Genomic DNA, 25,464 nt, shown 5'->3' on the forward strand with positions numbered 1-25,464 from the left:
GCCCTACACCAGCAACACCGAGCGGACCGAAGCCTTGACAGACTTCCTCCACACCTACAACCACCACCGATGCCACACCGCACTGGACGGGAAACAGCCCATCACCCGCGTGAACAACGCTGCGGATCAATACACCTAGGGGGCGGGCGAACGGATCCCGTAAGGGGTGCGCGCGCCCCCTGCGGGCCACAACGCGGCGGGGGCGGGCGGGTATTCCCGGAGTCGACGGGGCGAAGGGTCAATGGCTCGGCGGCGCGACGGCTCGATGGCCCGGCGGCTCGGTGGCCCGATGCCTCGAAGGCCCGAAGGCCCGAAGGCAACCGCTCACGGCTCACTGCCCACGGCTGACGGCCCACGGCGCAACGACTCACAGCCCAAAGCCCAACGGCTCACAGCTCACAGCTCACAGCTCACAGCTCACAGCTCACAGCTCGATGATTCGACGGTTCGACAGCTCGCCATCTCGACGACTCGACGACTCGACGACTCGGCAGCTGACCCGCAGGGCACGGCCCGTTCGCCGTCCGGCCGGAGGCAGTCGGGCGCGTGCCCCGGCCGCCGCCCCGGTGCACGCGAACGCGGCGGGCCGGGGCGGGCGCGGCCCCGGTTACCCCGCCAGCGCCCGGTCCCCCTCCGGCAGGGCGCGCGGGGCGGCGACGCGCTCGGCGCGGGCCTCGGGGGTGCGGCGGTGGGCCGGGTCGCGGACCTCGCCGACCAGCATCTCCAGGACGTCCTCCAGCGCGACCAGGCCGAGCACCCGGCCGGTCCCATCGGCGACCGCCGCCAGGTGGGAGGCGGCCCGGCGCATCGCCGTCAGGGCGTCGTCCAGGGGCAGCTCGGCGCGCAGCGTCGCCATCGCGTGCCAGATGCGCTGCGGGACCGCGCGGTCCCGCTCCTCCAGGTCCAGGACGTCCTTGACGTGGAGATAGCCCATGTACGCGCCGCCGGGCGCGCAGACCGGGAAGCGGGAGTAGCCGGTCTTGACGGTCAGCTCCTCCACTTGGCGGGGCGTCACCGTCGGGTCGACGGTGATCAGGCCCGCCCGGTCCAGGAGGACGTCGGTGACGGGGCGGCTGCCGAGCTCCAGGGCGTCGGAGAGCCGTTCCTGTTCCTCCGGTTCCAGGAGGCCGGCCTGGCCGGAGTCCTCGACGAGATGGGTCAGCTGTTCGCTGGTGAAGACCGCCTCGACCTCGTCCCTGGGCTCGACGCGGAAGAGCCGCAGCACACCGTGGGCGCAGGCGCCGAGGAGGGCGGTGACCGGGCGGCACAGCCTGGCGAAGGCGACCAGGCCGGGGCTGAACCACAGGGCGGTCTTCTCGGGCGCCGCCATCGCCATGTTCTTGGGGACCATCTCGCCGATGACGAGGTGGAGGAAGACCACCAGTGCCAGGGCTATGACATAGCCGAGGGGGTGGATGAGGGCCTCGGGGAGGTGGATCGCCTCGAAGGCGGGCTCCAGGAGGCCGGCGACGGTCGGTTCGGCGACCGCGCCGAGGGTCAGGGAGCAGACGGTGATGCCGAACTGGGCGGCGGCCATCATCTGCGGCAGGTTCTCCAGGCCGTGCAGGACCTGCCGGGCCCGTTTGGAGCCCTCCGTCGCCAGCGGTTCGATCTGGCTGCGGCGTACGGAGACCAGGGCGAACTCGGCGCCGACGAAGAAGCCGTTGGCGAGCACGAGGAGTATCGCGAAGAGCAGCTGTGCGAGGGTCATCGGGCCGCCTCCGCGGCGAGCGGGGCGGGGGTCGTGGCGGCGGGCACTGCGGGAGTCACAGCCGTGGGACCGGTCCGTACGATCCTTATCCGCTCGGCGCGGTGGTGGGAGACCAGCCGGACCCGCAGCCGCCAGCCGTCGAGTTCGGCGGTGTCGCCGGGCGCCGGGATCCTGCCGAGTATGTGTGCCACCAGTCCCGCCACCGTCTCGTAAGGGCCGTCGGGGGCCTCCAGGCCGATCCGCCGCAGCATGTCGACACGGCAGCCGCCGTCGGCGTCCCAGGCGGGGCGGCCGTCCTCGGCCGGGGCCTGGCCCAGTTCGGGCAGGTCCACCCCGTCGTGTTCGTCGCGGACCTCGCCGACGAGCTCCTCGATGATGTCCTCCAGGGTGACCACACCGGCCGTGCCGCCGTACTCGTCGACGACGACGGCGATCGGCTGTTCGCTGCGCAGCCGCTCCAGGAGAGGCTGCACCGGCAGCGTCTCGGGTACCAGCAGCGGCGGCACCGCGATCCGGGCGGCCGGGGTGCGCAGCCGCTCGTGCGCCGGGATGGCCAGCGCGTCCTTGAGGTGCACCATGCCGACGATCTCGTCGAGCCGGGTGCGGTAGACGGGGAAGCGGGACAGGCCGGTGGCGCGGGTGAGGTTCACCACGTCCTCGGCGGTCGCGGAGGCCTGCAGGGCGCTGACGCGTACGCGGGGTGTCATGACGTTCTCCGCGGTCAGGTCGCCGAGCGTGATGGTGCGGACGAAGAGGTCCGCGGTGTCCTGCTCGATGGCGCCGGCCTGGGCGGAGTGGCGGGCGAGCGAGACCAGTTCGCCGGGCGTGCGGGCGGAGGCCAGCTCGTCGGTCGGCTCCACGCCGAGCGCGCGGACGAGGCGGTTGGCGACGGTGTTGAGGAGGGTGATGACCGGGCGGAAGAAGCGCGAGAAGGCGTTCTGCGGACCGGCGACGAACCGCGCGACCTGCAGCGGCTTGGAGACCGCCCAGTTCTTGGGCACGAGCTCGCCGACGACCATCTGGACGCCGGAGGCCACCAGCATGCCGAGGACGACGGCGACGCCGGGTGCCGCGGCCTTCGGCAGGCCGATGGCGCGCAGCGGGCCGTCCAGCAGCCCGGCCAGCGCGGGCTCGGCGAGCATGCCGACCACCAGGGAGGTGATCGTGATGCCCAGCTGGGTGCCGGAGAGCTGGAAGGAGAGTTCGCGGAGCGCGGAGACGACGGTCGCGGCGCGCCGATCGCCGTCGGCCGCGGCGCGCTCGGCGTCCGCCTTCTCGACGGTGACGAGGCCGAACTCGGCGGCGACGAAGAAACCGTTGGCCAGGATCAGGACGAGGGCCGCCGCGAGCAGCAGCAGGGGGCCGGTCATGCCGCCGCCTCCGTGGTATGCGGGGGTTGGGGAGGGGCGGCGCAGGTACTACAGGACGATCCGTCCATTGCCGGAGGGAGTCACTCCTCGGTTCGCAGGGTGCCCACTGAGGGGCGGGACGCACGGCGCGTCCCGGAGAACAGAGTAAACAGCGAGGCCCGGATTAGGGCAGGCTCACCCGGCCGTGTGGTTGCCGGTGCCGTGATTCTCGGTGAGCTCGCGCAGCGCGCGGGCGTCACGGATGGCCGCCTCGCGGGCGATGCCGGGCTGGATGCCCATCGCGGGCAGGCTGGTGCCGTCGGCGAGGTCGAGATGGACCCAGGGGTCGCCCTGGCGGAGGTTGACCCGCAGCACCTGGGCCCAGGCCAGTTCGCGCTTGGTGGTGAGGTTGACGACCGTGATGCCCTCCTGCCGCGCGACCACCTTGGGGCGGGCGAGCAGCAGGAGGACCGCCAGGATCAGCAGCCCCGTGCCGACGAAGCTCATGCGCTCGCCGCCGGTCAGCTTCGGCAGCAGCATCGCGATCGCCGTCAGGGCGGCGAGCTGGGCGAGGCCGACGGTGTACAGGACGGCCCGGGTTCGGGTCGGCCGGAAGGTCACCGGGAGGCTGGGCACGTTCGGGAGCTCGAGGGAGGGCTCGGCGGACACGTCGTCGGTCTTCCGTCGGGGGCGGGGATGGGGGTTCCCCCGCTCATGGGGGTCCCCCCGCTCGAGCGAAGTCGAGAGGGGGGCAGAAGTCGAGAGGGGGGAGAAGTCGCGAGTTTGAGGGAGGGCGGTCAGAGCCGGCAGGCGTGGATGCCGGTCGTGAGGATCGCGCGGGCGCCGAGTTCGTAGAGCTCGTCCATGATCCGCTGGGCCTCCTTGGAGGGGACCATGGAGCGGACCGCGACCCAGCCCTCGTGGTGCAGCGGGGAGACCGTGGGCGATTCCAGGCCCGGGGTGAGGGCGACGGCCTTCTCGACGTGCTCGACGCGGATGTCGTAGTCCATCATCACGTACCGGCGGGCCACCAGGACGCCCTGCATACGGCGCAGGAACTGACGGACCTTCGGGTCGTCCTCGGGGGCGCCGGCGCGGCGGATGACGACCGCTTCCGAGGAGAGGATCGGCTCGCCGATGATCTCCAGGCCGGCGTTGCGCAGGGTGGTGCCGGTTTCCACGACATCGGCGATGATCTCGGCGACGCCGAGCTGGATGGCGGTCTCGACGGCGCCGTCGAGGTGGACGACGGAGGCGTCCACGCCGTTGTCGGCGAGGTGCTTGCTGACCAGGCCGGCGAAGGAGGTGGCGATCGTCATGCCGCCGAACTCGCTGACGTCCTTGGCGGTCCCCGGGCGGGTGGCGTACCGGAACGTCGAGCCGGCGAAGCCGAGCTGCATGATCTCCTCGGCGTGCGAGCCGGAGTCCAGCAGCAGGTCCCGGCCGGTGATGCCGATGTCGAGCTTGCCGGAGCCCACGTAGACCGCGATGTCGCGCGGGCGCAGGAAGAAGAACTCGACCTCGTTCTCGGCGTCGACCAGGACCAGTTCCCTGCGGTCCTTGCGCTGGCGGTAGCCGGCCTCATGCAGCATCGCCGACGCAGGCTCGGACAGTGAACCCTTGTTGGGGACAGCGATGCGCAGCATGAGTGCAGGTTCCTTTGCAGCTGAAGGGAGTTGGGGTGGAAGCGGGGGGGTGGATCAGAGGTGGGCGTAGACGTCGTCGAGGGAGATTCCCTTGGCGATCATCATCACCTGAAGGTGGTAGAGGAGCTGGGAGATCTCCTCGGCGGCGGCCTCGTCGGATTCGTACTCCGCGGCCATCCAGACCTCGGCGGCCTCTTCGACGACCTTCTTGCCGATGGTATGGACACCGGCCTGCACCAGTTCGGCGGTGCGGGAGGTGGCGGGGTCGCCGGTGGCGGCCTTCTGCTGGAGCTCGGCGAAGAGCTCCTCGAAAGTCTTCTTGGACATGGTGACGCCTACCCTACGCGGTCGCCCCGCCCCGCTCAGCGCCAGGGTTCGCTGACCGTGCGGAGAGTGGCGGCGGTGGCGACCGCCGCGGTGACCGCTTCGTGGCCCTTGTCCTCGGTCGATCCCGGAAGGCCGGCGCGGTCCAGGGCCTGCTGCTCGGTGTCGCAGGTCAGCACGCCGAAGCCGACGGGGACGCCGGTGTCCACGGAGACCTGGGTCAGGCCCTGGGTGACGCCCTGGCAGACGTAGTCGAAGTGCGGGGTACCGCCCTTGATGACGACGCCGAGCGCGACCACCGCGTCATAGCCGCGGCCGGCCAGGACCTTGGCGACGACCGGGAGCTCGAAGGCGCCGGGGACCCGCAGCAGCGTCGGCTCGTCGATGCCGAGCTCGGTCAGGGCGCGCAGCGCGCCGTCCACCAGGCCGTCCATCACCTGCTGGTGCCACTGGGCGGCGATCACGGCCACCCGCAGGTCGCCACAGTTCTTCACGGTCAGTTCGGGTGCGCCCTTGCCGCTCACGGTTCTCCTCGTACGGGTGATGGGGGTGGTGATGTGCTGACGGGTGACGGGGTGCTACTGGTTGCCGCAGGTGGTCGCGCTACCGGGGGGCGCGGCGTCAGCCGCTCCGGTGACTGGGGCCTCCCCTGCTCGAGCGGATTCGAGAGCTTGGGGAACGGTGCCTGCACCGGGCAGCCAGGGCAGGTCGTGGCCCATGCGGTCCCGCTTGGTGCGCAGATACCGCAGATTGTGTTCGCCGGCCTGGATGCGCATCGGCTCGCGGCCGGTGACCTTGAGGCCGTACCGCACCAGGGCGGAGGTCTTGTCGGGGTTGTTGGTCATCAGTCGCAGCGAGCGCACGCCCAGGTCCTGGAGCATCTGCGCACCCGCGGCGTAGTCGCGGGAGTCAGCGGGCAGCCCCAGTTCGAGGTTGGCGTCCAGGGTGTCGCGGCCGCGTTCCTGGAGTTCGTACGCGCGCAGCTTGGACAGCAGGCCGATGCCGCGTCCCTCGTGGCCGCGGAGGTAGATCACCACGCCGCGCCCGGCCTCGGCGATCCGCTCCAGCGAGGCCTCCAGCTGGGGGCCGCAGTCGCAGCGCAGCGAGTGGAAGATGTCGCCGGTCAGGCACTCGGAGTGCATCCGGACCAGGACGTCCTCGCCGTCGCCGATCTCGCCGGCGACCAGCGCGATGTGCTCGACGCCGTCGACGGTCGAGCGGTAGCCGTACGCGGTGTACTCGCCGTGGGCGGTGGGCAGCCGGGTGGTGGCCTCGCGGCGGACGGTGGGGGCGGAGGTGCGGCGGTAGTCGATCAGGTCCTCGATGGAGATGATCGCCAGGCCGTGCTTGCGGGCGAACGGGACCAGCTCGGGCAGCCGCAGCATGGTGCCGTCCTCGCCGGCGATCTCCACGATGGCGGCGGCGGGGCGGAGACCGGCGAGCCGGGCGAGGTCGACGCCGGCCTCGGTGTGGCCGTTGCGGACCAGGACGCCGCCGGGCTTGGCGCGCAGCGGGAAGATGTGGCCGGGCCGTACGAAGTCGCCGGGCGTCGAGTCGCCGGAGGCGAGCAGCCGCAGCGTGGTGGCGCGGTCGGCGGCGGAGATGCCGGTGCTGATGCCGTGTGCGGCGGTGGCGTCGACGGAGACGGTGAAGGCCGTCTTCATCGACTCGGTGTTGTTCTCGACCATCTGCGGGAGTTCGAGGCGGTCGAGTTCGGTGCCCTCCATGGGGGCGCAGATCAGGCCGCGGCACTCGCTCATCATGAAGGCGACGATCTCGGGGGTGGCCTTCTCGGCCGCGATGACGAGGTCGCCTTCGTTCTCGCGGTTCTCGTCGTCCACGACGACGACGGGGCGGCCCGCGGCGATTTCGGCGATGGCCCGCTCCACGGGGTCCAGCGCCAGGTCCTCGGCGGCGTACCAGCTTTGCAGTGCGGTCATGCCGCTGCTCCTTCCAGGACGGGGCCGGCGGCGGCCCGCGAGCGCACCCACCAGTCGCGCATGCCCCACACGACGAGGGCGAGATAGACGACATAGACAAAGCCGGAGAAGGCGAGGCCGCTGCTGAAGGCGAGCGGAACGCCGACGACATCGACCAGCAGCCAGGCGAACCAGAACTCCACCAGGCCGCGCGCCTGGGCGACCATCGCGGCGAGCGTGCCGACGAAGATGTAGGCGTCCGGCCAGGGGTTCCAGGACAGCTGCGGGAACAGGGTGAACAGTGCGCCGACGGCGGCGGTGCCCAGCGCCGTACCGGCGATCAGCAGGCCGCGCTCGCGCCAGCCGGCGAACCGTACGGCGATGGTGCCGTCCTGCGCCTGCTGCCGGCCGCGCTGCCACTGCCGCCAGCCCCACAGCGCCACGCCGATGACGAGGAGCTGCTTGCCGACGCCGCCGCTGAGGTGGGCGGAGGCGTAGGCGGCGACGAGGATGAGGCCGGAGAGGAACTGGGCGGGCCAGGTCCATATGGACCGCCGCCAGCCCAGGGCGAGGGCCGCCAGGCCGATGGTGTTGCCGACCATGTCCGACCAGATGACGTGCTGGTCAAAGGCCGTGAAGGCCTCGCCGTTCAGCCAGTCGAGGGCGCTCAACGGTCCATCTCCTTCAGTTCCTGGAGGTCCTTGAGGTCGGCGGCGTCCTCGGCGTACCCGGCGTCGGCGATGGTCCGGCCGAGCAGCCGCTCGACGTACTTGGCGAGGACGTCGACCTCGAGGTTGACAGGGTCGCCGGGCCGCTTGATGCCCAGCGTGGTCAGGTCGAGCGTGGTGGGGATGAGGCTGATGGTGAAGTAGTCGTCCGCCGCCTCGACGACGGTCAGGCTGACGCCGTCGACGGTGATGGAGCCCTTCTCGACGACATAGCGGGCGAGCGTGGCGGGCAGGGCGATCTTGACGATCTCCCAGTGTTCGCCCGGGGTGCGCTCGACGATGGTGCCGGTGCCGTCGACGTGGCCCTGGACGAGGTGGCCGCCGAGCCGTCCGCCGAGCGCCATCGGGCGTTCGAGGTTGACCCGCGAGCCGGCGGCCAGCGCTCCGAGGCTGGAGCGGTTCAGGGTTTCGGCCATCACATCGGCGGTGAATTCCCCGCGCTCCGTCTCCACGACGGTCAGACAGACGCCGTTGACGGCGATGGAGTCGCCGTGCTTGGCGTCCTCGGTGACGACGGGGCCGCGCAGTCGGAAACGGGAGCTGTCGCCGAGGTCCTCGACGGCGACGACCTCACCCAGTTCTTCGACGATTCCGGTGAACACTTCAGTTCTCCTCGTGGCGGGCATGCTCGGTGCGGGCATGGCGGATGGGGGTTGCGGTGATGCGCAGATCGGGGCCGAGCCGCTCGGTGTCGGTCACGTCGAGCCGCAACGCCTGGGCGATGGTGGTGATTCCGGCGTCGCTGACGGCGGCCGGTCCGGCGCCGAGCAGTACCGGGGCGAGATAGCCGACGACCTTGTCGACGGCCCCTGCGGCGAGGAAGGCCCCGGCGAGCGTGGGCCCGCCTTCGAGGAGTACGGAGCGGACGTCCCGCTCGTACAGGGCCTTCAGCAGGGCGGGGAGGTGCAGGCCGCGGCCGTCGGCGGCGCGGGGCAGCCGGACGATCGGGGCGAGGCCTTCGAGGCGGGCGGCGTCGGCGTCCTCGGCGACCGCGATGAGGGTGGGCGCGGTGCCGTCCAGGACGCGGGCGCCGGCCTTGACGGCCCTGGCGCCGGTGTCGACGACGACCCGCAGCGGCTGGCTGATCTCGTCGTCCGAGAGGCCGGCGATCCGGGCGCCGAGCTGGGGGTCGTCGGCGCGGGCGGTGCCGGAGCCGACGATGACGGCGTCCGCGGCGGCGCGCAGGCGGTGGACGTCGGCGCGCGACTGGGGTGAGGAGATCCAGCGGCTGGTGCCGTCGGCGGCGGCGATCCGCCCGTCGAGGGTGGCGGCGTACTTCCACAGGACGAAGGGGCGGTGGCGCAGGACCGAGGTCAGCCAGGCCTCGTTGCCGGCCGCGGCCTCGTCCGCGAGGAGTCCGCCCTCGACGTCGACGCCGGCCTCGGCCAGGGTGACGGCGCCGCCGGTGGCGGCCGGGTTGGGGTCGGCGACGGCGTAGACGACCCGGGCGATCCCGGCGTCGATCAGCGCCTGGGCGCAGGGGCCGGTGCGGCCGGTGTGGTTGCAGGGTTCGAGCGTGACCAGTGCGGTGCCGCCGCGGGCCTTCTCGCCCGCCGCGCGCAGGGCGTGGATCTCGGCGTGCGGTCCCCCGGCCCGCTGGTGCCAGCCCTCACCGGCCGTACGGCCGTGGGAGTCCAGGACGACGCAGCCGACCACCGGGTTGGGGCTGGTGTGGCCGAGGCCGCGCGCGGCGAGCTCCATGGCCCGGCGCATTGCCGCGGTCTCGTCGGGGGCTGCGGTGGCCACCGGGTCCTCCTGCCTCTTCGGGCACGGACTCCGGGGCTGTCTGGACGACAGAAGCGGGAACGACGCCACGGGGACACCGCGGCCGGAAAATAGGGGGCTCGCCGGGATACGACCCGACGCGCCGCCGACGGCGGTGTACCGAAGCTCGCCCGCCGCGCACTGCCTCCCATCCGGACTTTCACCGTCGGTGCAGGAATTTCACCTGCTCAACCGGCCGCTGGCTGCGGACGGGTCGCGGACTGTTACCGCCGGTTCGGAATTACACCGACCCCGGAGTGCGCTGCTGCTCTTATGTCAGTACAGCTTCAGTCTGCCACGGCTGATCGTCGGCCATGCGGGCGAGGGCCTGTGGGGTGGCTCACAGGACGCGGCGCGCGTCGGGTGTCACGGGCGGAGCGGCCGTCTCGTCACAGTGGGGACAGTACGTACCTGCGCACCCAAGGACTGATTCCGCGATGGCGACAATTCTGGTGACCGGCGGCACGGGCACGCTCGGGCGGATCCTGGTCGACCGGCTGCTCGGCGACGGCCACGAGGTGCGGTCGCTGAGCCGGCGGCCACACACCGGCCGGGAGCGGCGCGGGCTGCGGGCGTACGCGGTCGATCTGCGCGAGGGCACCGGGCTGGACGAGGCGGTGGCGGGGGTGGACGCGATCGTGCACTGCGCCTCGGCGCCGTCGGGCGGGGACACGGAGGCCGCGGGGCGGCTGATCGACGCGGCGAAGGCGGCGGCGGTGCCGCATCTGGTCTACATCTCCATCGTCGGCATCGACCTGGTCCCGATGCGCTACTACCGCACCAAGCTCGCGGTGGAGCGGCTGATCGAGGACTCCGGGCTCGGCTGGAGCGTGCTGCGCACCACGCAGTTCCACGACCTGGTGCTCGGGGTGATCAAGGCGGGGGCGCGGTCGCCGGTGCTGCCGGTGCCGGTGGGTGTGCGGGTGCAGCCGGTCGAGGTGGCCGAGGTGGCCGACCGGCTGGCCGAGCTGGCGGCCGGGGCACCGGCCGGGCGGGTCACCGACCTCGGCGGTCCCGAGGTGCTCCGGGTCCGGGACCTGGTAGGCGCCACTCTGGAGGCGGGCGGGCGGCGCCGGCTGCGGATGCCGTTGTGGCTGCCGGGCCGGACGTTCGCGGCGCTGCGGCGGGGCGGGATCCTCACGCCGGAACACGCGGACGGGAGGCGGACGTACGCGGAGTTCCTGGCGGCGCGGGGCGGGGGCGGGGCGGGGCGGTGACACCTGGTCCGGGGCGCTCCTGGAGACCGGCGCCCGGCGCCCGCCGGGGGCGGCCCGGCCGTCGTACGGGCCGGGCGCCCGCTCAACTCGCCGGCGCGAACAGGTCGTTCTGAGCGGCGTCGCGCGCGGCGAGCACCGCGCCGAGGAGTACCGCCCGCCCGCCGACCGTGCCCGCGCGGACCTCGGTGCGCAGCGGGGAGAGGCGGGCGAGGCGCTCGGCGACCCGCTCGGCGAGCGCGGCGCCGCCCGCCCGGCCGATCTCGCCGCCGAGGACGACACACCCGGGGTCGAGTACGGCGCAGACCGCCGCCACGCCGAGGACGATCCGCGCGGCGAGCGCATCGAGGAAGGCGGCGTGGCCCCCGGTCGCCGCGGCCCGTACGAGGGCCTCGGCGGGCGGGGCGTCCGCGGCGGCGGGGCCGGCCGGGCCCGGGTCCGGCGTCAGGCCGTGTTCCGCGGCCAGTGCGCAGATCGCGGCGGAGCCCGCCAGCGAGTGGAAACCGCCGTCGCAGCCGCTCGCGGAGGGCAGCGCACCGGTGCCGGGGACGGGCAGAAAGCCGATCTCGCCGGTGCCGCCCGAGGCGCCGCGGCGCAGGGCGCCGTCCAGGACGACGGCGGCGCCCGTGCCGTGCCCCAGCCAGAGCAGGACGAAGGTGTCGCGGTCGCGGGCCGCGCCGTCGCGCTGTTCGGCGATGGCGGCGAGATTGACCTCGTTCTCCAACAGGACCGCCGAGGTCCCCCGGTCGCGGAGCGCGCCGACCAGGGCGACGTGCCAGGGCGGGATCCAGTCGTTGCCGCCGAGCCTGCCGGTGGCGGGGTCGACCAGGCCTGGGGCGCCGACGGCGAGGGTGTGCGGGTGGGCGGCGCCCGCCGCGCCGAGGGCCCGGTCCACGGCGGCGAGGGCGGTCGCGACGGCGGTTTCGGGCGTGTCGTCGGGGCCGATGGGGACGGTGCGTTCGGCGCGTACCCGACCCAGGAGGTCGGCGACCGCGAGGGTGGCGCTGTGGGTGCGCAGATCGAGGCCGACCAGATGGGCCCGGTCGGCGACGATGCCGTAGAGCCTGGCGTTGGGTCCGCGCCGCTGCGCGCCGCTCTCGCCGACCACGGCGATCAGCCCGGCGTCCTGGAGGCGCTCGACCAGGTCCGCCACGGTCGGGCGGGACAGCCCGGTCAGCGACTTGAGCTGACCTGCCGTCAAAGGGCCCTCGGACTGGAGGAGTTGGAGGGCCAGCCGGTCGTTGATCCGCCGTGCGGTGGCCGGTGAGGCGGTGCGCCCTGCGGCCGCCGCGCGCGATGCATCCATGGCCGGATCCTTTCATCCGTGCGGATCACCGGCGGGACAACCCTCTTATTATCAGGCAGGCTTCCTGATAGTTTACCTCTCATGGTCGGCAACGGCGTCCCCGACGCACCCACCCCACCCCCCGCCAACGGGCTGCGCCGCGCACGGTGGGCGCTCGCCCTCGTCTTCCTCATCCACGGCTCGGTCACCGGCAACTTCGCCACCCGCGTCCCCTGGATCCAGGACCACACCGCCCTCACCCCCGGCCAGCTCGGCCTGGCCCTCGCCTTCCCCGCCATCGGCGCGTCCCTGGCCATGCCGCTGGCCGGACGGATCAGCCACCGCCTCGGCGCCCGCACCGCACTGCGCGTCCTGCTCGCCCTGTGGACCCTCGCCCTGGCCCTGCCCGCCCTCTCCCCCGGCCTGTACGTGCTGTGCCCGGCGCTGCTGGTCTACGGCGCGACCTCGGGCATGGCGGACGTCGCCATGAACGCGCTGGGCGTGGAGACCGAGGACCGGCTCGGCCGGCCGATCATGTCGGGGCTGCACGGCATGTGGAGCACGGGCGCGCTGCTGGGTTCGGCGGCCGGCACCGTCGCCGCGCACGCCGGGACCGACGCCCGGCTCCATCTGGGCGGCGCCGCGCTGCTGCTGACGCTCCTGGGTGCCGCCGCCTGCCAGGGCGTACCGGATCTCCGCAGCGCCCCCGAGGAGCATCCGCCGCCCCGCTTCGCGCTGCCGCCGAAGTCCGCGCTGATCATCGGGGCCATAGGCTTCTGCGCGGTCTTCGCGGAGGGCGCGAGCCTGGACTGGTCGGCGGTCTACCTCCGGGACCGGCTGGGCACCGACGCAGGCCTGGCGGCCGCGTCGACCACCGCGTTCGCCTGCACGATGGCCGTCGCCCGGCTGGCCGGCGACAAGGTGGTGGCCCGCTACGGCGCGGTGCGCACGGTACGGGTCGGCGGCGTCCTGGCGACGGCCGGCGGTCTGCTGATCATGGCCGCCCGGCATCCGGCGCCGGCGATGGCCGGCTTCGCCCTGATGGGCCTGGGCATCGCGGTCGTGGTCCCGTTGGCCTTCGCGGCCGCCGCCCGCAGCGGCCCGGCCCCCAGCCAGGCCATCGCGGGCGTCGCCACGATCACCTACACCTCGGGCCTGATCGCCCCGTCCGCGATCGGCGGCATCGCCCAGGCATCCTCGCTGACGATCTCGTTCGCGCTGGTCACGACGTTGGCGGCGGGCCTGGTGGCGGGGGCGCGGGTACTGCGGGTGCCGGGGCGCGCGGCGCACAAAACGGTGGCCGCCACCGCGACCGATCTGGAACGCTCCTGACCGGAGCGGCGGCCGGCGCCGCACCGGCCACCCACCCGGAGCCCCCATGACCGCCCCCGCACGCGGAGCGCGCCGCTTTCCGCCGCACCGGATACCCGAGGTCCGCATCGTGCACGTCAGTAACGGCGGGTGCGGCGGACCCCATGCGGTCTGCACGGTGGACTTCGATCCGCTGCCGGACGACGAGTTCGCGCCGGTCGTCTTCGACTGGCCCGAGCGCGACCGGCGGCGCAACCCGGAGAAGTGGCTGCCCGGCGAGCTGGCGCGGGCGCTGGAGCGGGGGATCACAGCGGCCCTCGACGATCTGCCCCCGGGCGTACGGGCGGCGGCCTGGTGCACGGTCACCCGGGTCCACTGGCACGAAGTCGACTCCCGCGAGAGCGCCTTCGAGCGGGCCGGCGCGATGGCCGTGGAGCGGGCGCTGCGCCGCTGCGGTTTCGTCGCGCCGGACGCGGGGAGCGAACGCAACAAACGGCTCGCGCCGCCCCCTTCCGGCCTGAGACGCTCGCGGCCGGCGCGGTGACCGCCATCGCGCGGGTGAGGCAGCAGGAGCTCCCATGACCACCCTCCCGACGCACCGGACCCGCCGCTTCCCGCCGCAGCCCGTGCGGGAGGTGTCCATCACGCACGTCCGCCAGACCTCGTGCGGCGGCCCGTTCGCGATCGTCACCATGGACTTCGAGCCGCTGCCCGACGACGAGCTCTCCCCCGTCGTCCTCGACTGGCCGGTGCGCGACCGGCCGGAGGTCCGGGAGCAGAGGCGCGCCTGGCCCGAGGACAAGGAGTGGGTCGGCCTGCTGGAGCGGGCCCTGGAACAGGGGGTCCGCAACGCCCTCGACGCGCTCGGGCCCGACATCCGGCCGGCCGTCCGCTGCATCGTCACCGACTTCCGCTGGCATCCGGTGGACTCCGGCGAGCGGGGGTTCGTGCAGGCCGGCGAGATGGCCGTACGGGAAGCCCGGCGCCGCTGCGAGCGGTGACTCAGGCCGCTTCCGCCGCCGGCTCCGGCCGCCGCAGCCCGTCCGCGATCGCGCGGGCCTTGTCCGACCACGGGGTGGGGCGCAGCGTCTCGGAGTCGACGCGGACGAGTACGCGGTGGCCCTGGGCGTAGGTCTCGGTGCCGTCGGCCGAGCAGATCCGGAAGCCGTAGGTGAGGCCGGTGCGGCCGAGGCGCTCGACCCACAGGTGGGCGGCGTAGCGGCCGGCACGGGTGACCGGGCGCTCGTAGGTCAGGCGCATCTCCCTGATGACGTTGCACATGTCACCCGCGGCGGCCCAGTCGCCGTCGAAGCCGAAGCCGTGGCCGTGCCAGTACTCGCCCCAGGCGCGCTCGACGAGCAGCGGGTAGCGGGAGTTGTGGAGCATGCCGAGCGCGTCGAGGTCGTCGAAGTGGACGGTGACGGGGACCAGTTGGCCGTACGGGACGGGGTGGGCGGCCTGGAGGGGTTCGACGCTCACGGGTGGTGCTCCTGAAGTTCTTGTGACGTGGTGCGTGGCATGACTCGGACCATCGTAAGCGGCCGCTTAGTACATGTTCTCCGGCGGGATGGGAAACTGCCCTGTCCTCACCGTTCGGAGAAGTGGAGCAGACATGGGCCTCGGCGTGCGCTGGACCGTGCATGGCGACGGGCGCAACCCGGCCCCGGGGGCCGTGGTCAGGCCGGATGAGCGGCTGTCGTGGCCGCGGACCGCGGGCCTGGGCGCGCAGCATGTCGTGGCCATGTTCGGCGCGAGTTTCGTCTCGCCCGTTCTGATGGGCCTCGATCCCAATCTCGCGATCATGATGTCCGGCGTGGCGACGGCCATCTTCCTGCTCGCCACCCGCGGCCGGGTGCCCTCCTACCTGGGCTGTTCGCTGTCGTTCGTCGGCGTGGCGGCCGTCATCCGCGCGCAGGGCGGCACCAGCGCGACCGTCACCGGAGCGGTCCTCGTCGTCGGCGTCGCGCTGTTCCTGGTGGGCGTGGCGGTCCAGCGGTTCGGGGCGCGGATCATCCATGCCGTGATGCCGCCGGTGGTCACCGGCGCGGTGGTGATGCTGATCGGCTTCAACCTGGCGCCGGTGACGGCGAGTACGTACTGGCCGCAGGACCAGTGGGTGGCGCTGCTGACCATGCTGGTCACCGGGCTGTTCGTGGTCTGTCTGCGCGGGTTCTGGTCGCGGATCGCGATCTTCCTCGGGCTGGTCTTCGGCTACGCCGTCTCCTGGGTCTTCGACCGGGTCTTCGGGCAGATCCATTCCGTCAACGGGGCCGGGAAGGTCGCCGACCACTGGCGGCTGGACTTCTCCGCGGTCGGCTCGGCCGACTGGATCGGCCTGCCGTCGTTCCACGCGCCCGCCTTCCAGTGGTCGGCGATCCTGGTGGCGCTGCCCGTCGTGATCGCGCTGGTCGCGGAGAACGCCGGACACGTCAAGGCGGTCGGCGAGATGACCGGCGATCCGCTGGACGACGAGCTGGGCACCGCGATCTCCGCGGACGGCGTCGCCTCGGTGCTCTCCACCGCCGTCGGCGGCCCGCCCAACACCACGTACTCCGAGAACATCGGCGTCATGGCGGCCACCCGGGTCTACTCCACCGCGGCCTACTGGGCGGCGGCCGGCTTCGCCCTGCTCTTCGGCCTGTGCCCGAAGTTCGGCGCGGTGGTGGCCGCGATCCCCGGCGGGGTGCTGGGCGGTATCACCGTCATCCTGTACGGCATGATCGGCCTGCTCGGCGCCCAGATCTGGATCCACAACAAGGTGGACCTGCGCAATCCGCTGCACCTCGTACCGGTCGCCGCGGGCATCATCATCGGCGTCGGCGGCGTCAGCCTGCGCATCAGCGACAACTTCGAGCTCGGCGGTATCGCGCTGGGCACCATCGTGGTGCTCGCCGGCTACCACGTCCTGCGCGCGCTGGCTCCCGCGCATCTCAAGGTGCAGCCGCCACTCCTGGACGAGGGCACCTCCGCGTACGGCGACGGGACGGGTGGCGAAGGGACGGACGGCGAGACGGACGGGGAGAGCGGGCCGGGTTCCCGCTGACGACGCGGCGCGCGACCCCGGCCCGCCCCGGTCAGCCGAGGTGCTTCACGGCCTCGTAGTACGTCCAGGCCAGCGCGTCGCAGGAGCTCTTCTTGGCGCCGGAATAGCGCGCGCAGACCCGCTTCAGATCGGCGTACAGGGCACTGTCGAGCCGCGGTTTATTGGCCTCGAAAGTGCCCGCTTTCTTGTAGTTGCGGTAGCCGAAGTCATGCCGGGCACAGGAGATCTCGAAGGGAAAGCCGAAGGGATTGTCGGGCGACTTCGAGCAATAGTCGGTGGACCAGTCGAAGTCGTATGCGGACCATTTCGCCTGATCTCCGCGGGCCGCGACCCAGTTGTTGTAGCTGCTCGCGTCGGTCCCCGTCCAACTGGCGAGTACGCGCGGCTTGTCGGCGGGTGCGGCCTGCGCCGGGGCGGCCCCCGCCGACAGGGCTAACACGGCAAGGAGCGGGGCGGACAGGGCTGCGGCGAGTCTTCGGGGCATGACGACCTCCGGAATTTCGGCACCGCCTCGTATGCGGTGTCCCGTGGGGAGGACGCCAAAGTATGCGGTTTTCCGGGGAAGTTGACGCTCTTTAAGGCTCAGCCTAAAAGCACAAGTGGGCGCGCCAGTAATTACCCCGATCAGGTCATCGGCACACGGCAAAGGCCGCATTTCCGGGCGCTGCTGTCACGCTGAACGGATGACGACGACTCAGCGGTGCGGAACGCGGCCGGGATCCGCGACGGCGGCGGATGTGGGCGGGGTACTGGCGCGGATGCGGGACCTGGACGCGGCGCTGCCCGCCGCGGACGGCGTGGCCGTCTTCAACCGCGTCTACCTGACCGTCACCGAAGCGGTGGCGCGACGCATCGGCGCGGGCGCGTTCGCGGACCCGGTGGCGGCGGACGAGCTGGACGTCCGCTTCGCCGGGCGCTACTTCACCGCGGTGGACGCCGCCGCCGCGGGCCGGCGCCCGCCCGCCTGCTGGCGCCCGCTGTTCCAGCTGCGCCGGCACCCTGGCATCCACCCGCTGCAGTTCGCGCTCGCCGGGATCAATGCGCACATCGGGCACGACCTGGCGCTGGCGGTGGTGGACACCTGCCGGGCGCTGGAGTGCGAACCGCCCGCCCTGGAAGGGGACTTCGACCGTATCGGCGCGGTCCTGACCGGGCTCGAGGAGCGGATCCGGGAGAGCCTGATGCCCGGCCCCGACCTGCTGGACATCGCCGATCCGCTCACCCATCTCGCCGGCTCCTGGAGCCTGGAGAGGGCCCGGGACGCCGCCTGGGCGGCGGCCCGGATGATGTGGGGCGCGCGGCGGCTGCCCGAGATGGCCGAGGAGTTCGCCGAGCGGCTGGACGCGAGCGTGGGGCTGGTGGGCCGGTGTCTGCTCACGCCGCTGAATTAACCGCCGCTGCGGCGGGTCCCCGCGGCCGGCCCCTGACCGGCCCGCGGGTCATCGGTTCCCGGGCAGCTCTGCGGTGACTCAGTCCTCGGGCAGCTCGACCGGCGCGATCTCGTCGTACACGTCGCCGGGGCCCGGGTTGGCCGCGTCGGTGCTGCCGCCGAAGTGGTGCATCACGCCCCACACGGCATTGAGCGCGGTCTGCACGGCACCCTCGGCCCAGCCGGCCGTCCAGGAGATGTCGTCGCCCGCCAGGAAGATGCCCCGCTTGTCCTCGGGGAGCCGGTCCTGCATGAAGTGGGTGAACAGGCGGCGCTGGTAGCGGTAGTGGCCGGGGAGATTGGCCTTGAACGCGCCCATGAAGTAGGGCTCGTTCTCCCAGGACACGGTGACCGGGTTGCCGATGATGTGCTTCCGGATGTCGACCTTCGGATAGATCTCCGACAGCGACTTCAGCATCACCTCCATCCGCTCGTTGGCGTCCAGCGGCAGCCACTTCAGGCTGTCGTCGCACCAGGTGTACGAGAGGCAGATGACGGCGGGCTTGTCCGGGCCGTTGTCGAGGAGGTAGGTGCCGCGGGTCATCCGGTCGGTGAGCGTCATCGACATGACGTCCCGGCCGGTGTCCTCGTCCTTGTCCAGCCAGAACGGCCGGTCGACGGGGACGAAGAGCTTGGACGACTCCATGTAGTGGGTGCGCTCCATCGCCGTCCAGTGGTCGATGGGGAACAGCGAGTCGTCGCACGCGATCTTGCTCAGCAGCATCCAGGACTGCGCGGTGAAGACCGCGGCCGTGTAGGTGCGGATGTCGCCGTCGGCGTCGGTCACCGTGATGCGGTTGCCGGCGGTGCGGTGCAGCCGGGTCACCGCGGGGCGGGGCGCGCCGTCGTGCAGCGACGACAGCGAGGTGCCGGGCGCCCAGTGCACGGTCTTCTCCGGCTCGCGCTCCCACAGGCGCAGCGGCAGCTGCTGGGAGCCGCCGACGATGCCGCGGTGGTGGTCGTCGGCCTCGGTGTAGACGACCCGCAGGATCTCCAGGATGGAGTTGGGGAAGTCGGTGTCCCAGCCGCCGGTGCCGAAGCCGACCTGGCCGAAGATCTCGCGGTGCCGGAAGGACTTGAAGGCCTCGGAGTCGCAGAGGAAGCCGTAGAAGGTCTGGTTGTCGAGCTTCTCGACGAGCTGCGCCCAGATCTCACGGATGCGCGGGACGTCGCGCTCGCGCATGGCCTGGTTCATGTCGGTGAAGTCGGCGCCCGCCTCCAGGCAGGCGTTCCACGCCTCGGCGACCTGGCGGTAGACCGCGGGCAGGTCGTCCAGGGTCTTCGCGTAGTGCGACTCGCCCTTCAGGTCGACGACCGTGGACGGGGTGGACTCGGCGAGCGGGTTCGGGAACGGCTCGGTCCCCAGGCCCACCAGGTCGATGTAGTGCTGGAGCGCCGTCGAGGACGGCGGGAAGCGCATCGCGCCCAGCTCGCAGTTGAGCTCGTCCGCGTCGCCCGCGGCGGAGACGCCCTCGAAGCCGACGGTGCGCAGCCGGCCGCCGATCTGGTCGGCCTCGTAGACGACGGGCTTGAGGCCCATCTTCATCAGCTCGTACGCGGTGACGATGCCGGAGAGGCCGCCACCGATGACGGCGACCTCGGTGCCGTGCTCGGTCGCCGGTATCTGGCCGAGCCCCGCCGGGTGGGCCAGGAAGTCGTCGTAGGCGTACGGGAAGTCCGGGCCGAACATCGTGATCGGCGGCTGCACGTCGGTGTGCGGGACGGCGGGGGGCACCGTGGACGTCATGGGGTACGGACTCCTTGCAGGCGGGGCACAGCGGGCGGGGCAGGGCGGCGCAGACCGGGGGCGGGCTGCGGCCGGACCGGGTGTTCCGGTGGGGTGGGTCAGGCGGGGCGGGTCACGTCAGCGGGCCGTACAGCTCCGGCCGTCGGTCGTGCAGATACGGGTTGTCCGCCCGGGATTCCTTCAGGAAGCCTGCGTCGACCTCGGCCTGCACCAGCTGCTCGTGGCGGCCGGCGCGGGTGCGGACGACACCGTCCGGGCCGGCCAGGCAGCTCAGGCCGACGAACTCGAACTCGCCCTCCGCGCCGACCCGGTTGATGTACGCGACGTACATCTGGTTCTCGAAGGCGCGGACCGGGATGACGGATTCGGGGACGAACTGGAAGGGGTGCATCTGCGCGGTGGGCACCAGCAGCAGATCGGTGCCGGCCAGCGCATGCGCCCGGACGTTCTCCGGGAACTCCACGTCGTAGCAGATGATCACGCCGATCCGGACGCCGGACAGCTCGGCCTGGACGACGGGCTGCTCGCCAGGGGTGAACCACTCGCGCTCGAAGCAGCCGAAGAGGTGGGTCTTGCGGTAGTTCGCCAGGCGCTCGCCGCCGGGGCCGATGAGCTGCGCGGAGTTGTAGACGGTGTCGCCGTCGGCGCGCTCGGGGTAGCCGTAGAGCACCGCGATGCCGTGTTCGGCGGCGATCTCGCCGATGGCCCGGGCGCTGTCGCCGTCGGCGGGCTCGGCGAGCCGGTGGACGTCGCCGCCGATGGCGTAGCCGGTCAGGAACAGCTCGGGGCAGGCGAGCAGCCCGGCGCCGTTGGCAGCGGCCGCTCGGACCGCATCCTTGAGTACCTGCAGGTTGTGCGCGACATCGCCGGGCCGTCCCGAACTCTGGAGCAGGGCGGTGTGCAGGGACGGCATGGAACCCCTCGGCGGGACGGTGCGGGCGGGACGCATTGACGGTACGGGCCGCCGCCGATTCCGGACAAGGCGCCACCGTTGCGCGTCGACGGAGCATTCGTTGCGCGTTCAAGGGGCTCGGCGGTGATTCGTTGCGCCGTGGCGTTCGCACAGGTCGGGCGGGGGTCGTCAGCCCACGGCCGAGCCGTGACCGACGGCCTCGCTCACGTCCCCCTCACGTCCCGCGGACGGTTGCCGCGGCGGCGTCGCGGACGGGTCCGCGCAGCCCCGGCGCGCGGAGCGCCGCCGCGGCGGTCCGCTCGGCGCCCGGACCGATCGCGTCGCTGTCGCGCACCATCCTCGGCGGGGCCGCGAGGGTCGGGACGGTCGCGATCACCTTGCGGCGCGGCTCATCGCGGGCCCGCCATCGTGGCGTCCGTGCCACCCGGCCAGGCCCGCATGGGCTCCGAACTCCAGGACGTGGCAACGGAGTTGGGTGCGGCGCTCGGCCACCGGATCGCGGCGGTCGCGGTGCTGGTGGTGGGTGCGACGGTGGCGTACGGGCTGCGGCCCGGCGGCCGACTCAGGCCGTGGCGACACTTGACCTCAAGTCCGCTTCAGGTAGCAACCTCGGACCCATGGACACCGAAGCGATGCATCGCCGACTTCAGCAGCTCACCGACCGCGCCGAGATCACCGACCTCCTGGACCGCTACCTCCGGTCCCTGGACGAGGGCCACTTCGACGAGGCATGGGCCCGCGCCTTCCACACCGAGGAGGTGACCGCCGAGATGCCGATCGGCACGGTCCACGGCCGCGGCGCCCTGCTGGCACACGTCCAGCGCGGTATGGCGCTGTTCGAGGGAACCGTGCATCTGGGAACCAACGCCGTCCTGGAGATCGACGGCGACCGGGCGACCGCGCGCGGCGCCCAGCTCAGCACCCATGTCCTGGCGGACGGCTCCGGGGACGTCTTCATCTCGGCGGGTCACGCCGACAGTGAGCTGGTGCGGACCCCGGACGGCTGGCGGATCGCGGCCACGTCGCTGCGCATCGTGTGGACCCGGGGCACCCCGCCGCGGATGCCGGCGGGCCTGGGGGCATAGCCGGCGTACGCGGCCGGGCCGGAGGGGGCCTGGCTCCTAGCTCGGGGCCCCCGACCCGAACCGCCTCAGCAGCGGCGAGAGCACGAGCACGGACTTGGTCCGTTCCACGAACGGCTCGCCCGCGATCCGTTCCAGTACCCGCTCGAAGTGCCGCATATCGGAGGCGAAGACCTGGACGATGGCGTCCGCCTCACCGGTGACGGTGGAGGCGGACGCCACTTCCGGGTAGCGCGACAGGCCGCGGTGGATCGCCTCGGGCGAGGTGTTGCGGCTGCAGTAGAGCTCGATGAACCCCTCGGTCTCCCAGCCGAGCGCGGCCGGATCGACCCGCACGGTGAATCCCGTGATGGCGCCCTCGGCCCGCAGCCGGTCCACCCGGCGCTTGACGGCCGGGGCGGAGAGTCCGACCTCCTGGCCGATGTCGGCGTAGCTGCGGCGGGCGTCCTCGGCGAGGGCGTGGACGATGCGTTCGTCGAGATCGTTCAGTCGCACTGCGGGTGGATCACTTCTCTGCTGTGGCCAATCGGGAGCGGCGCATGCCGTATCCGAAGTAGATCACAAGGCCGACGGCCATCCAGACTCCGAAGACCACCCAGGTCACGACGTCGAGGCTGCCCATCATGTAGACGCACAGCACGAAGCCGATCGCGGGAAAGAGGGGGGAGAGCGGCGTACGGAAGCTGCGCGGCATGTCGGGGCGCTTGCGACGCAGCACGATGACGGCCACATTGACCAGCGCGAACGCGAAGAGCGTGCCGATGCTGGTGGCGTCGGCCAGCTGGCCCAGCGGGATCGCCGCGGCGAGCACTCCGCAGAACACCGAGACGATCACGGTGTTGGCGCGCGGGGCGCCGCTCTTGGCGTGCACCTTGGAGAACACCTTGGGCACCAGGCCGTCCCGGGACATCGCGAAGAGGATGCGGGTCTGGCCGTAGAGGACGGTCAGAACGACGCTGGCGATGGCGATGACGGCACCGAAGGCGAGCAGCACGGCCCAGAAGTCCTGTCCGGAGACGTCCTTCATGATCCCGGCGAGGGCGGCCTCCGAGCCCTGGAACTTCTTCCACGGCATCGCGCCGACCGCGATGGCGGCGACCAGGCAGTACAGCGCGGTGACGATGATCAGCGAGAGCATGATCGCGCGCGGCAGGTCGCGCTGCGGGTTCTTGGCTTCCTCGCCGGCCGTGGAGGCGGCGTCGAAGCCGATGTAGGAGAAGAAGAGGGTGGCGCCCGCGGCGCTGACGCCCGTCATGCCCAGCGGCATGAAGTCGGCGTAGTTCCCGGAGCGCACGCCCTGGATGGCGACGCCGCAGAACAGCAGCAGCGCGACGATCTTGACGGCCACCATGATGGTGTTGGCCCGGGCGCTCTCCTTGGCCCCGCCCAGCAGGAAGACCATGGCCAGCATCACGACCAGCAGGGCCGGAAGGTTGAAGATGCCGCCGTCACCGGGCGGCTGGGACAGCGCGTCGGGGATGGTGAATCCGAAGGTGCCGTCCAGCAGCTCGTTCAGATACTGCCCCCAGCCCACGGCGACGGCCGCGACCGAGACGCCGTACTCCAGGATCAGACACCAGCCGCAGATCCAGGCGACCAGCTCGCCGAGGGTGGCGTAGGCGTAGGAGTACGAGGATCCCGAGACCGGGATGGTGCCGGCCAGCTCCGCGTAGGACAGCGCGGAGAACAGGGCGGTGATGCCGGCGATGACGAACGAGATGATCACCGCGGGTCCGGCGTCCGGGACGGCCTGGCCCAGGACGACGAAGATGCCGGTGCCCAGCGTGGCGCCGATGCTGATCATGGTCAGCTGCCACATGCCCATCGAGCGGCGGAGCGTGCCGCCCTCTCCCTGGCCGCCCTCGGCCACCAGCCGTTCGACCGGCTTGCGCCGCATCAGGCGGGTGAGGGGACCGCCTGGGCTAGGTGGCCGGGTGTCGCTGGCCCCTGCGGGCGGGGCTGCGCCGTGCTCCAACACTGGGGTGGCTCCTTTATCGCTGCCGGTCGGATGGCGGAATCCATGCGGGATTCCGTTGACGGTTCCGATGACGGGTTCCGGACGGCGCCCACTGCGGTGGGCCCTCACGGAGACGGATGGCGGCGACCGACGGCGGTCCGGACGCGGGCATGCCGAAGCAACCCACGCAAAGGGGAGACCGCCGAGCAGACGGCCTCCGCCACTCCACGTACCGCGGTGAACCTTACGGCCCCGCGTTGACCTGCCGTAATGCGGGTTCCTTGCGCAATGGCGAAGGATCGTTGCGCACCGGCGGGGCGGGCGGTGGTTCGTTGCGCGGAGGCGTCAAAAATCGCCGTGAAGCCCGGGCGGCGGGCCGGCCCGGAAACGCGAGTGGCCCCGCACCGTCGACGTCGGTCGACGGTGCGGGGCCACTTCCCGGAGCGTCAGCTCCAGCTGTCGTGCAGCGGCTTGCCCTCGGCGTATCCGGCGGCGCTCTGCACGCCGACCACGGCCTTCTCGGCGAACTCCTCCAGGGAGCCCGCGCCCGCGTAGGTGCAGGAGCTGCGGACGCCCGCGATGATCGAGTCGATCAGGTCCTCGACGCCGGGGCGCCCCTGGTCGATGAACATCCGCGAGGTGGAGATGCCCTCCTCGAACAGACCCTTACGGGCCCGGTCGTAGGCCGACTCCTCGCTCGTACGGCGCTGCACCGCACGGGCGGAGGCCATGCCGAAGCTCTCCTTGTACGGGCGGCCGTCGGCGGTGTGCTGGAGGTCGCCCGGCGACTCCAGCGTGCCGGCGAACCACGAGCCGATCATGACGTTGGACGCGCCCGCGGCCAGCGCCATCGCGACATCGCGCGGGTGGCGGACGCCACCGTCGGCCCAGACGTGCTTGCCGTACTTCTTGGCCTCGGCGGCGCACTCGAGCACCGCGGAGAACTGCGGGCGGCCGACGCCGGTCATCATGCGGGTGGTGCACATGGCGCCCGGTCCGACGCCGACCTTGATGATGTCCGCGCCGGCCTCGATCAGATCGCGTACGCCCTCGGCGGCGACGATGTTGCCCGCCACGATCGGGACCTGCGGGTCGAGCGCCCGGACGGCCTTGACCGCGCTGAGCATGCCCTCCTGGTGGCCGTGCGCGGTGTCCACCACGAGGGTGTCCACGCCGGCGTCCAGCAGCGCCTTGGCCTTGCCCGCCACATCGCCGTTGATGCCGACGGCGGCGGCGATCCGCAGCTTGCCTTCGGCGTCGGTGGCGGGGGTGTAGAGGGTGGCGCGCAGGGCGCCCTTGCGGGTCAGGATGCCGACCAGCATGCCGTCGGCGTCGACCGCCGGGGCGAGCTTGCGGTTGGCGGCGTCGAGGCGGTTGAAGGCCTCACGGGGGTCGATGTCGGCGTCGAGGACGAGCAGGTCCTTGGACATGACCTCGGACACCTGGGTGAAGCGGTCCACCCCGGCCAGGTCGTGCTCGGTGACGACGCCGACCGGGCGGCCGCTCTCGACGACGATGCCCGCGCCGTGCGCCCGCTTGGGCAGCAGCGACAGGGCGTCCGCGACGGTCGAGACCGGGGACAGCACGATCGGGGTGTCCAGCACGAGGTGCCGGCGCTTGACCCAGGTCACGACCTCGGTGACGACGTCGAGCGGGATGTCCTGCGGAATGACCACGAGGCCGCCACGACGGGCGACGGTCTCGGCCATCCGGCGGCCGGCGATCGCCGTCATGTTGGCGACGACGAGGGGGATGGTGGTGCCGGTGCCGTCGGGCGCGGAAAGATCCACACCCTGACGGGAACCCACAGCCGAACGGCTGGGCACCATGAACACATCGTCGTACGTCAGGTCGTACGGCGGCTTGGCATCGTTCAGGAAACGCATACTGGCTCTCTCACCTGCGGTTTTACGTCTGGGCCGGTGGGGAGTCAGCACCGAACCGTATCCCGGGTCAGGCTGCGGCTCCTAGGACATCATCCCTCATCACCGCCGGAACATGCGAACCGGTGTTCCCTTGGTGTAATGGCACACATACCCCTG

The 25,464-nt window shown here is 72.1% G+C and carries 26 protein-coding genes, 1 pseudogene and 1 riboswitch; of the genes and pseudogenes, 8 read left to right on the forward strand and 19 right to left on the reverse strand.

Translation table 11 applies throughout. The features are described 5' to 3' along the window. Window positions 1–139 (forward strand): annotated as a pseudogene (locus ACIRPT_RS24700) (IS481 family transposase); the annotation flags it as partial. Between the two features lie 468 nt (window positions 140–607). Here ACIRPT_RS24700 and ACIRPT_RS24705 read toward each other — a convergent pair. The 10 genes from ACIRPT_RS24705 to ribD form a co-directional block, all read right to left on the reverse strand. Further along, on the reverse strand, window positions 608–1,711 hold the full coding sequence (locus tag ACIRPT_RS24705) for a hemolysin family protein (protein WP_403830629.1): 1,104 nt from the start codon (window positions 1,709–1,711) through the stop codon (window positions 608–610). Further along, a complete protein-coding gene (locus ACIRPT_RS24710; protein WP_403504910.1) occupies window positions 1,708–3,081 on the reverse strand; it encodes a hemolysin family protein in 1,374 nt (457 codons plus the stop codon). The genes ACIRPT_RS24705 and ACIRPT_RS24710 overlap by 4 nt, the downstream gene beginning before the upstream one ends. 174 nt (window positions 3,082–3,255) lie before the next feature. Further along, complete coding sequence (locus tag ACIRPT_RS24715) at window positions 3,256–3,729, reverse strand: PH domain-containing protein (protein WP_403830632.1); 474 nt, start codon at window positions 3,727–3,729, stop codon at window positions 3,256–3,258. Between the two features lie 128 nt (window positions 3,730–3,857). Further along, window positions 3,858–4,706, reverse strand: coding sequence for an ATP phosphoribosyltransferase (gene hisG / locus ACIRPT_RS24720; protein ID WP_403504904.1), 849 nt, complete (start codon window positions 4,704–4,706; stop codon window positions 3,858–3,860). A 54-nt stretch (window positions 4,707–4,760) separates the two neighbouring features. After that, the gene (locus ACIRPT_RS24725; RefSeq protein ID WP_400065930.1) at window positions 4,761–5,033 is read right to left on the reverse strand and encodes a phosphoribosyl-ATP diphosphatase; all 273 of its coding nucleotides are present in this window, start codon (window positions 5,031–5,033) and stop codon (window positions 4,761–4,763) included. A gap of 35 nt (window positions 5,034–5,068) precedes the next feature. After that, window positions 5,069–5,554: a 6,7-dimethyl-8-ribityllumazine synthase gene (gene ribH / locus ACIRPT_RS24730; RefSeq protein WP_403504901.1), complete on the reverse strand. Its 486-nt coding sequence runs from the start codon at window positions 5,552–5,554 to the stop codon at window positions 5,069–5,071. A 54-nt stretch (window positions 5,555–5,608) separates the two neighbouring features. After that, the gene (locus tag ACIRPT_RS24735) at window positions 5,609–6,970 is read right to left on the reverse strand and encodes a bifunctional 3,4-dihydroxy-2-butanone-4-phosphate synthase/GTP cyclohydrolase II (protein WP_403830635.1); all 1,362 of its coding nucleotides are present in this window, start codon (window positions 6,968–6,970) and stop codon (window positions 5,609–5,611) included. Beyond that, entirely contained in the window at window positions 6,967–7,620 is a 654-nt protein-coding gene (locus ACIRPT_RS24740; RefSeq protein ID WP_403830638.1) for a nicotinamide riboside transporter PnuC, read from the reverse strand. Before ACIRPT_RS24740 ends, ACIRPT_RS24735 begins: the two co-directional genes overlap by 4 nt. Then, window positions 7,617–8,279, reverse strand: a complete 663-nt coding sequence (locus ACIRPT_RS24745) for a riboflavin synthase (protein ID WP_403504893.1) — start codon at window positions 8,277–8,279, stop codon at window positions 7,617–7,619. The genes ACIRPT_RS24740 and ACIRPT_RS24745 overlap by 4 nt, the downstream gene beginning before the upstream one ends. 1 nt (window position 8,280) lies before the next feature. After that, window positions 8,281–9,390 carry a bifunctional diaminohydroxyphosphoribosylaminopyrimidine deaminase/5-amino-6-(5-phosphoribosylamino)uracil reductase RibD gene (gene ribD / locus ACIRPT_RS24750; RefSeq protein ID WP_403831061.1) on the reverse strand — a complete coding sequence of 370 codons (1,110 nt, stop codon included), beginning with the start codon at window positions 9,388–9,390 and terminating at the stop codon, window positions 8,281–8,283. A gap of 185 nt (window positions 9,391–9,575) precedes the next feature. Next, window positions 9,576–9,706, reverse strand: a riboswitch (FMN riboswitch). Between the two features lie 172 nt (window positions 9,707–9,878). On the opposite strand from ribD, the gene ACIRPT_RS24755 reads away from it, so the two are divergent. Beyond that, entirely contained in the window at window positions 9,879–10,658 is a 780-nt protein-coding gene (locus tag ACIRPT_RS24755; protein ID WP_403830641.1) for an SDR family oxidoreductase, read from the forward strand. An 82-nt stretch (window positions 10,659–10,740) separates the two neighbouring features. On the opposite strand, the gene ACIRPT_RS24760 is transcribed toward ACIRPT_RS24755, so the two are convergent. Next, entirely contained in the window at window positions 10,741–11,961 is a 1,221-nt protein-coding gene (locus ACIRPT_RS24760) for an ROK family transcriptional regulator (RefSeq protein ID WP_403830644.1), read from the reverse strand. Window positions 11,962–12,042: 81 nt separating this feature from the next. On the opposite strand from ACIRPT_RS24760, the gene ACIRPT_RS24765 reads away from it, so the two are divergent. Genes ACIRPT_RS24765 through ACIRPT_RS24775 form a run of 3 tightly spaced genes read left to right on the forward strand, consistent with a single transcriptional unit; the run spans window position 12,043 to window position 14,252 of the window. Continuing rightward, on the forward strand, window positions 12,043–13,272 hold the full coding sequence (locus ACIRPT_RS24765) for an MFS transporter (protein ID WP_403830647.1): 1,230 nt from the start codon (window positions 12,043–12,045) through the stop codon (window positions 13,270–13,272). 46 nt (window positions 13,273–13,318) lie between these two features. Beyond that, window positions 13,319–13,795 carry a hypothetical protein gene (locus ACIRPT_RS24770; protein ID WP_403830649.1) on the forward strand — a complete coding sequence of 159 codons (477 nt, stop codon included), beginning with the start codon at window positions 13,319–13,321 and terminating at the stop codon, window positions 13,793–13,795. 34 nt (window positions 13,796–13,829) lie between these two features. Further along, a complete protein-coding gene (locus tag ACIRPT_RS24775) occupies window positions 13,830–14,252 on the forward strand; it encodes a hypothetical protein (protein ID WP_403830651.1) in 423 nt (140 codons plus the stop codon). A gap of 1 nt (window position 14,253) precedes the next feature. Here the strand turns inward: ACIRPT_RS24775 and ACIRPT_RS24780 are convergent, their stop codons facing one another. Then, window positions 14,254–14,730, reverse strand: coding sequence for an acyl-CoA thioesterase (locus ACIRPT_RS24780; protein ID WP_403504878.1), 477 nt, complete (start codon window positions 14,728–14,730; stop codon window positions 14,254–14,256). A 133-nt stretch (window positions 14,731–14,863) separates the two neighbouring features. On the opposite strand from ACIRPT_RS24780, the gene ACIRPT_RS24785 reads away from it, so the two are divergent. After that, window positions 14,864–16,294 carry a uracil-xanthine permease family protein gene (locus tag ACIRPT_RS24785; protein ID WP_403830654.1) on the forward strand — a complete coding sequence of 477 codons (1,431 nt, stop codon included), beginning with the start codon at window positions 14,864–14,866 and terminating at the stop codon, window positions 16,292–16,294. A gap of 31 nt (window positions 16,295–16,325) precedes the next feature. Here the strand turns inward: ACIRPT_RS24785 and ACIRPT_RS24790 are convergent, their stop codons facing one another. Continuing rightward, the gene (locus ACIRPT_RS24790; protein WP_403830656.1) at window positions 16,326–16,778 is read right to left on the reverse strand and encodes a phospholipase; all 453 of its coding nucleotides are present in this window, start codon (window positions 16,776–16,778) and stop codon (window positions 16,326–16,328) included. 199 nt (window positions 16,779–16,977) lie between these two features. Between ACIRPT_RS24790 and ACIRPT_RS24795 the strand changes: the two genes are divergently transcribed. Further along, the gene (locus ACIRPT_RS24795) at window positions 16,978–17,685 is read left to right on the forward strand and encodes a DUF5995 family protein (RefSeq protein WP_403830659.1); all 708 of its coding nucleotides are present in this window, start codon (window positions 16,978–16,980) and stop codon (window positions 17,683–17,685) included. Between the two features lie 78 nt (window positions 17,686–17,763). On the opposite strand, the gene ACIRPT_RS24800 is transcribed toward ACIRPT_RS24795, so the two are convergent. The 3 genes from ACIRPT_RS24800 to ACIRPT_RS24810 all read right to left on the reverse strand — a co-directional run bounded on the left by ACIRPT_RS24800 (window position 17,764) and on the right by ACIRPT_RS24810 (window position 20,807). Next, a complete protein-coding gene (locus tag ACIRPT_RS24800; RefSeq protein ID WP_403830661.1) occupies window positions 17,764–19,470 on the reverse strand; it encodes a flavin monoamine oxidase family protein in 1,707 nt (568 codons plus the stop codon). A gap of 112 nt (window positions 19,471–19,582) precedes the next feature. After that, complete coding sequence (locus ACIRPT_RS24805; RefSeq protein ID WP_403830663.1) at window positions 19,583–20,383, reverse strand: carbon-nitrogen hydrolase family protein; 801 nt, start codon at window positions 20,381–20,383, stop codon at window positions 19,583–19,585. A 214-nt stretch (window positions 20,384–20,597) separates the two neighbouring features. Then, window positions 20,598–20,807 carry a hypothetical protein gene (locus ACIRPT_RS24810; RefSeq protein ID WP_403830665.1) on the reverse strand — a complete coding sequence of 70 codons (210 nt, stop codon included), beginning with the start codon at window positions 20,805–20,807 and terminating at the stop codon, window positions 20,598–20,600. A 193-nt stretch (window positions 20,808–21,000) separates the two neighbouring features. Between ACIRPT_RS24810 and ACIRPT_RS24815 the strand changes: the two genes are divergently transcribed. After that, window positions 21,001–21,468 (forward strand): nuclear transport factor 2 family protein, encoded by a 468-nt coding sequence (locus ACIRPT_RS24815; protein WP_403504859.1) that lies wholly within the window; start codon window positions 21,001–21,003, stop codon window positions 21,466–21,468. A 36-nt stretch (window positions 21,469–21,504) separates the two neighbouring features. Here the strand turns inward: ACIRPT_RS24815 and ACIRPT_RS24820 are convergent, their stop codons facing one another. From ACIRPT_RS24820 to ACIRPT_RS24830, 3 genes are all read right to left on the reverse strand, one after another. Beyond that, a complete protein-coding gene (locus ACIRPT_RS24820) occupies window positions 21,505–21,960 on the reverse strand; it encodes an Lrp/AsnC family transcriptional regulator (RefSeq protein WP_403830668.1) in 456 nt (151 codons plus the stop codon). A gap of 10 nt (window positions 21,961–21,970) precedes the next feature. Beyond that, the gene (locus ACIRPT_RS24825) at window positions 21,971–23,443 is read right to left on the reverse strand and encodes an amino acid permease (RefSeq protein WP_403504854.1); all 1,473 of its coding nucleotides are present in this window, start codon (window positions 23,441–23,443) and stop codon (window positions 21,971–21,973) included. Between the two features lie 425 nt (window positions 23,444–23,868). Continuing rightward, the gene (locus ACIRPT_RS24830; RefSeq protein ID WP_403830670.1) at window positions 23,869–25,308 is read right to left on the reverse strand and encodes a GuaB1 family IMP dehydrogenase-related protein; all 1,440 of its coding nucleotides are present in this window, start codon (window positions 25,306–25,308) and stop codon (window positions 23,869–23,871) included. Between the last annotated feature and the right edge of the window lie 156 nt (window positions 25,309–25,464).

This window comes from Streptomyces sp. NPDC101227, assembly GCF_044767545.1.
GTDB lineage: Bacteria > Actinomycetota > Actinomycetes > Streptomycetales > Streptomycetaceae > Streptomyces.